The sequence below is a fragment of the Actinomadura sp. KC216 genome (assembly GCF_004348535.1).
Lineage (GTDB): Bacteria > Actinomycetota > Actinomycetes > Streptosporangiales > Streptosporangiaceae > Spirillospora.
In genome coordinates, this window is the sequence record NZ_SMJX01000417.1 from 1 (window position 1) to 6252 (window position 6252).

Sequence of the window (6252 nt, forward strand, 5' to 3'; positions counted from 1 at the left end):
GTGTCGGGTAGGGCGGGGGCGGAACGGGCAACAGGGAGTAAATCCAATGAACGATCGCATACCGGCCGAGGCGGAGCTGGCCTGGGACGACTTCCACCGGCTCGTCAACATGACCTCCGACGAGCTGCGCATCTGGCTGATGACGGACGCGTCCGGCGAGGAGGCGTTCCCGCCCGGACCGAGCCCGGGGGTGTCCGAACTCGGCTCCCGCGTGGTGGACGTCCTGCGCAAGCGGAAGGTCGACCTGACCGAGAGCGACGCGGACGTGATGCAGCAGGTCGTGGACTACGTGGAGGACCAGCTGGAAAACCGTCCACCGGACGCGGAGCAGGACGAGGAATGGCGGCACGCGCTCATGACGGTGGGGCATGACCCGCTGCGTCCCGAACCGTCCAGCGCCTAACGCCTACTGCGTGGCGCCCGCCCGGCGCCTGCGCGGCGTCTGGGGCAGCGGAGCCGCCGCATAGGGCCGCATGCCGCATGAGGAGGGATGAGCATGCCGAACCCGCAGCAACCCGAGATCCGGCGATCGGGCCGGACCTCGGTGACGAACGAGCCCGCGCCGGAGGCCACCGACCCGAAGAAGACGCGGGCCAAGGGCCACGCGCACGGCACCGACAAGGGCAGCAAGGGAGGCGGTGAAGGCGGCGGGACCCCGCCCGACCAGCGGCCTCCGCATCCCGACTAGGAGTGATGGCGTCGAGACCGTCCCGGGGTAGGTTGCCTGCCCCGGGACGGTCTCTGTGTGACGGTGATCGAGCCCGCTAGGGCATCTGGGCCGGTGGGAGGTATCCGTCGTCCTCGCCGCCCGGGGCGTCGTCCTCGGCGTTCGGCGGGTCGGTGGGGCCGGGGGCGTGCTCCTCCGCGAAGTCGGGGTCGTCCTCCTGGGGCGCGCCGGGCTCGGCCTCGGCGCGGCGGTCGGCGAGCGGCCGGTCCTCGTCGTTCTTGCGATCGCTCATCAGCCCTCCAGCTTGCGGATATGTGCCGGGCCCGTCCGGGTCCGCGCAGGTCCGATCTCGTGGGCGGTACCCGGAGGGCGGGCTTCAAGCCTCATTTCGGCCAGAACGGGGTCGGGATGTCCGCGCTCCTCGCCCCCTGAGGACGTCGCTTCCTAGTTCTCCGCCTTGGTCAGGTTGCGCTGGAAGTCGACCAGGCGCGTCGCGTCCTCGGGCTCCAGGACGATTCCGAAGTCCTCCGCCAGCGTCTCGGGCAACTGGTCCGGGGTGATCGTGCGGGTCTCGGTGGGGCCGCCTAGACGGTTGACGGTGAGCTTCGTGCCGTCCAGGACGCGGTGCGCGTCGACGCTGAACTTCTGCGCGAACGGGCGGGTCGAGAACGGTGAGGTCGGGCTCTTCGAGACGAAGAAGTTGCCCACCTCGAAGTCCACGCGGAACTGTTCGTTCATCGTGAAGGTGTGGCGCAGGACCCAGCCGTCCGGCCCGCGCTGGTGGAGTTCCCAGCCGACCGTGTTCGGCGTCCAGGCGGTGACGGTCCGGCCCTTGTGGAGGCGGAAGCCCCAGCCGTCCTGGTCGGCCTCCTCGCCGTCGCGGAGCCGCAGCGGTTCCAGCGGGCCGGCGCCGAAGCCCACGTCGCACAGCCAGGCGGGCTCCTCGCGCGGCTGGCCCGGCGGGCGGACGTGCAGCAGCGCGTGCGTGGCGGGCAGCAGCTTGCGGGCGCCGAGCGCGACCCGTCCGGCAAGCGCGGTGACCTCGTAGCCGAGCCGTTCCAGCAGCGCCGCGAACAGGCGGTTGTGCTCGTAGCAGTAGCCGCCGCGGGATTGGCCGACCATCTTCGCCTGGACGGCGTCCAGCGACAGGTCCACCGGCCGCCCCAGCATGATCTCCAGGTTCTCGAACGGGATGGACGTGGTGTGTGCGCGGTGCAGGGCGCGCAGCGTGTCGCCGGTCGGGGCCAGATCGCCGTCGTGGCCGACCCGCTTCAGGTAGGCGGGCAGGTCGAGGGCGTCGCCCTGCCAGCCGTATCCGAGATCCTCGCTCATGCTCTCCACTCTTTCCCCTCGCCCTGGAACGTGCCCATCTGTGGGGTAACACCGGACGCGTCCCGGATCCTCCCGGTGATGCGGTCGACGTCGCGGCGTTCGGCGGCGGGCAGCGGCGCCCCGGCGGCCTCGCGGAGCGCGGCGGCCTTCGCGAGCAGCCCGGACGCCGCCGCATGATCGCCCGCGAGGGAGCGGGCCCCGGCGAGCCCTTCGAGGGCCAGCGCGACGGCGCGCGGGTCGCCGACGGCGCGGGCCCCGGCGAGGCCCTCGGTGTGCAGCGCGAGCGCGGTCTCGGCGTCGCCGCGCTCCTCGGCGATGAAACCGAGCTGGGCGTGCGCGAACGCGATCCCGGCCGTCCCGCCGATGCCGCGCAGCCAGCCGAGCGAGGCGCGCAGGTGCGCCTCGGCGGCGTCGAGGTCACCGCGCGCCCTGGCGACGAGCCCGAGCCCGATCTCGGCGAACTCCCGCGCGGACCGGGCCGCGTGCCGTCCGGCCAGGTCGAGCGCGCGTTCGTGCAGGTCGTGGGCCTGGTCGAGGTCGCCGGTGAGGAGCGCGACGCGGCCTAGCCCGGACAGCCGGTAGGAGACCTCGGGCCACATCCGCAGGTCCTCCGCGACGCGGAGGGCGGCGCGGTGGTGGCGGGCGACCTCGCCGTGGTCGCCGATGATCTCGGCGTGGCGGGCGAGGGCGTCGGACGCCTCCAGCCGTCCCCACGGGTCGCCGAGCTCGTCGAACATGGCGATGCTGGTCTCGGCGTCCTCGCGCGCCGCCGCGAGCCGGCCGTGCCCCAGGGCGAACTTGGCGCGGGTGGTGAGCGCGGCGGCTGTGAACCATCGGTCGCCGTGGGCGCGGAAGACGGAGATGGCGTGGGCTACGCGTTCTTCGTTCGCGGCCAAGTCGCCGTATGCCCAGTGGACGTGGCTGAGGAGCCATTCCGCCTTGGCTTGCGCCAACTCGTCCTTCTGGTGGGCGGCGTGGGTGGCCAGGGCGGTCTGGCGGAGTTGTTCCGAATCCTTGGTCTCGCCGGAGAGCATGGTGAAGGCGGCCAGCCATGTGGCGGTTTCTGCTGAGGGTGTGGCGGGTGGCCGCGATGCCGCCTCGAAAGCGTTGCGGGCCTCGCCGAAGCGGCCGCGCAGGAACCAGTACCAGCCCAGCGCGTTCGCCAGCCGGACGGTGACGGCGGCGTCGCCGTGTTTCAGCGCGGTGGTGAGATTGGCGGCCTCGCGGTCGAGGACGTCCAGCCATTCCGGCTGCTCAGGGCCGCGCAGGCGCTCGGCGGCGCGTTCGGCCAGGGCGGTGTAGTAGCGGGCGTGGCGGTGGCGGAACTCGTCCTCCTCGCCAGCCTCTCGCAGCCGTTCCAGCGCGTAGGCGGCCACCGATTCCAGGAGGCGGTAGCGGCCGTCGTCCTCCGCGCGGGTGATCAGCGAACGGTCGACGAGCCTCGCCAGCACGGTGGCGTCGGTGTCGCAGACCGTCTCGGCCGCGTCGAGCGTGCAGCCGCCCGCGTGGACGACGAGCCGCCGCAGCGCGACCCGCTCCGGGACGGTCAGCAGCTCCCAGCTCCAGTCGATCATCGCGCGGAGCGTCCGCTGCCGGGCTGGCCCGCCGTGCCGGGCGTCCGCGAGGATGCGGAACCGGTCGTCGAGCCGGGCGGCCAGTTCCCGCACGCCGAGCGCGCGGACGCGGGTCGCGGCCAGTTCCAGCGCGAGCGGCAGCCCGTCGAGGCGCCGGCAGATCGACGCGACCCATGGCGCGGACGCCTCGTCCAGCGCGAACCCCGGCGCCGCGGCCGCCGCCCGCGCGGCGAACAGCCGCACCGCGCTGGACTTCAGCAGCGCGTCCGGTGCCGTCTCGCGGCCGGGCAGATCCAGCGGCGGGACGATCTGCAGCCGCTCCCCGGGCAGCCCCAGCGGTTCCCGGGACGTGGCGAGGATCCGCAGGCCCGGCGCCCCGGCCAGCAGGCGTCCGGCCAGCTCGGCGGCGGGCTCGATGAGGTGCTCGCAGTTGTCCAGGACGAGCAGCGACCGGCGGGCGGCCAAGGCCCGGACGAGCCGCTCGACGGGACCGTCGCCGCCCTCGTCCCACAGCCCGAGGACGCGCGCCACCGGCTCGGCGACGTCCGCCGCCGTGCCCGCCTGCTCGGCGGCCAGCTCGACCATCCACACCCCGTCCGGGTGGTCGCCAGCCGACCGCGCGGCCGTCTCCAGCGCGAGCCGCGTCTTGCCGACGCCGCCGGGGCCGGTCAACGTCACCAGCCGGTCGGAGACGAGGTGCGCGCGGGCCCGCTCGACCGCGTCGCCGCGCCCGATCAGCTCCCCGATGGTGGTCGGCAGCCGCGACGCCGTGCGGGGCCGTCCCGCCTCGGACGGTTCCTGCTCCAGCATCGACATGTAGAGCGCGGACAGCTCGGGGCTCGGGTCGACGCCCAGCTCGTCTGCCAGCCGTTCCCGCAGGTCGTGGTAGGCGGCGAGGGCCTCGCTCTGGCGTCCGGCACGGTAGAGGGCGCGCAGGTGCGCTGCGCGGAGCCGCTCCCGGAGCGGATGGCGGGCGACCTCCGCCGCCAGGTCCGCACTGAGCGCGGCGTGCTCGCCCAGCTCAAGCCGGGCCTCGGCGTGCTCCTCCAGCGCGACCAGCCGCCGCTCCTCCAGCTCGGCCGCTGCGGTGGTGACGGCAGTGGTGGCGGTGCCGTGCGGCAGGTCGAGACCATCGAACGCGGGGCCGCGCCACAGCGCCAGCGCCTCTCCCAGGAGACGTGCTCTGGCCAGCGGGTCGGTCGTCTCGCGCGCCTGGACGGTGAGCGCCGTGAAACGTCCGGCGTCCACCGCGTCCGGGGCCACGTCGATCAGGTATCCGGGCGGACGCGAGACGAGCAGCGCCCGCGCACCCGGTTCCGCATCGTCCAGGACCCGGCGCAGCTGCGAAACGCGGGCCTGCAGCGTGCCGGACGGGTTCCGCGGCGGACGGTCGCCCCACAGCGCGTCCACGAGCCGATCGACCGAGACCGGACGGCCGGGGTCGGTCAGCAGCATCGCCAGCAGCATCCGGACCTTCGGCTCCGGGACGTGCACGGCGGTCCCGCTGCCCGTGCCGTGGCCCGTGGCGTCATCCGTGCCGTCGCCCGTCCAGACGGCAAGCGGCCCCAGCACCCCGAAACGCACGATGTCCAGCGTACGCACCCGCTACGGAACCGCCCGAAGCATTTCCGTAGCACCGGCAGCGAGGCTCACCCCACCACTCAGAGGAGGACTCAATGGCGAAATCACCTGTGACGGTCATCGGCCTCGGGCCCATGGGCGCGGCGATGGCCGCGACGTTCCTTGGCAACGGGCACCCGACCACGGTGTGGAACAGGACGGCCGCCAAGGCGGAGCCGCTCGTGGCCAAGGGCGCGACCCTCGCCGCGACGCCCGCCGACGCGCTCGCCGCGTCCGAACTGATCGTCATCAGCCAGACCGACTACACCGCGATGTACGACTCCCTCGACTCCGCAGACGATGCCGTCGGGGCACTCAAGGGGCGCGTCCTGGTCAACCTCAGCTCCGGTAGCCCGGACGAGTTGCGCCGCGCCGGGGAATGGGCGTCCAAGCATGGTGCGGAGTTTCTGACCGGCGGGGTCATGGCGCCGCCGCAGGGCATCGGCAAGCCGGGCGCGTACGTCTTCTACAGCGGGGAGGAGGAGATCCTCGACCGGCACCGCGAAACGCTCGGCGAGCTGGGCGACACCACTTTCGTGGGCTCAGACCTGGGGCTGTCGTCGCTCTACTACCAGGCGCAGCTGTACCTGTTCTGGTCGACGCTGACCGCCTACATGCATTCGGTGGCGCTGCTGGGCACGGCGGGCGTGTCGGCCGAGCAGTTCCGTCCGTTCGCCGCCGCGACGGTGGGGGACCTCGCGTCGGACGGCCCCATGGGCTTCCTGAAGATCATCACCGAGACGATCGACGCCGGAGTCCACCCCGGTGACGACCACACCCTCAGGATGCAGGCCGTCGGCGCCGACCACATCGTGGAGGCCGCCCGCGAGGCCGGGATCGACACGGCCGGGCCGCTCGCGCTCAGGGACCTGTTCTGGCGCGCCGTCGACGCCGGTCACGGGTCGGACGGCCTGTCCAGCGTCATCGAGGTGATCCGCCGCCCTTGAAACCGCCGTTCCCGGGGGCGTCCTTGGGGCCCTCCTTGGGGCTGTCGCTGGGGGCGTTCTTGGCGTCGTCCCTGGGGGCGTTCCCGGGGGCGTCGCTGGGGGGGTTCCCTGT

At 73.3% G+C, this 6252-nt stretch carries 6 protein-coding genes; 3 read left to right on the forward strand and 3 right to left on the reverse strand.

The annotated features are described in order from the left end of the window. Positions 1 to 46: 46 nt before the first annotated feature. Positions 47 to 403: a DUF3140 domain-containing protein gene (locus E1264_RS38800; RefSeq protein WP_132181937.1), complete on the forward strand. Its 357-nt coding sequence runs from the start codon at positions 47 to 49 to the stop codon at positions 401 to 403. An 87-nt stretch (positions 404 to 490) separates the two neighbouring features. Then, the gene (locus E1264_RS38805) at positions 491 to 688 is read left to right on the forward strand and encodes a hypothetical protein (protein WP_207936818.1); all 198 of its coding nucleotides are present in this window, start codon (positions 491 to 493) and stop codon (positions 686 to 688) included. Positions 689 to 764: 76 nt separating this feature from the next. Here the strand turns inward: E1264_RS38805 and E1264_RS38810 are convergent, their stop codons facing one another. The 3 genes from E1264_RS38810 to E1264_RS38820 all read right to left on the reverse strand — a co-directional run bounded on the left by E1264_RS38810 (position 765) and on the right by E1264_RS38820 (position 5157). Further along, complete coding sequence (locus tag E1264_RS38810) at positions 765 to 959, reverse strand: hypothetical protein (protein ID WP_132181939.1); 195 nt, start codon at positions 957 to 959, stop codon at positions 765 to 767. Positions 960 to 1111: 152 nt separating this feature from the next. After that, on the reverse strand, positions 1112 to 1999 hold the full coding sequence (locus E1264_RS38815; RefSeq protein ID WP_132181941.1) for an arylamine N-acetyltransferase: 888 nt from the start codon (positions 1997 to 1999) through the stop codon (positions 1112 to 1114). Beyond that, entirely contained in the window at positions 1996 to 5157 is a 3162-nt protein-coding gene (locus E1264_RS38820) for a BTAD domain-containing putative transcriptional regulator (protein WP_243711436.1), read from the reverse strand. The genes E1264_RS38815 and E1264_RS38820 overlap by 4 nt, the downstream gene beginning before the upstream one ends. 92 nt (positions 5158 to 5249) lie before the next feature. Between E1264_RS38820 and E1264_RS38825 the strand changes: the two genes are divergently transcribed. Further along, on the forward strand, positions 5250 to 6140 hold the full coding sequence (locus E1264_RS38825; RefSeq protein ID WP_132181943.1) for an NAD(P)-binding domain-containing protein: 891 nt from the start codon (positions 5250 to 5252) through the stop codon (positions 6138 to 6140). Positions 6141 to 6252: the final 112 nt, after the last annotated feature.

Bases quoted from the DNA above. Each gene is read 5' to 3' on its own strand.
- E1264_RS38805 (WP_207936818.1), top strand. From the start codon at position 491: ATGAGCATGCCGAACCCGCAGCAACCCGAGATCCGGCGATCGGGCCGG.
- E1264_RS38800 (WP_132181937.1), top strand. From the start codon at position 47: ATGAACGATCGCATACCGGCCGAGGCGGAGCTGGCCTGGGACGACTTC.
- E1264_RS38810 (WP_132181939.1), bottom strand. From the start codon at position 959: ATGAGCGATCGCAAGAACGACGAGGACCGGCCGCTCGCCGACCGCCGC.
- E1264_RS38825 (WP_132181943.1), top strand. From the start codon at position 5,250: ATGGCGAAATCACCTGTGACGGTCATCGGCCTCGGGCCCATGGGCGCG.
- E1264_RS38815 (WP_132181941.1), bottom strand. From the start codon at position 1,999: ATGAGCGAGGATCTCGGATACGGCTGGCAGGGCGACGCCCTCGACCTG.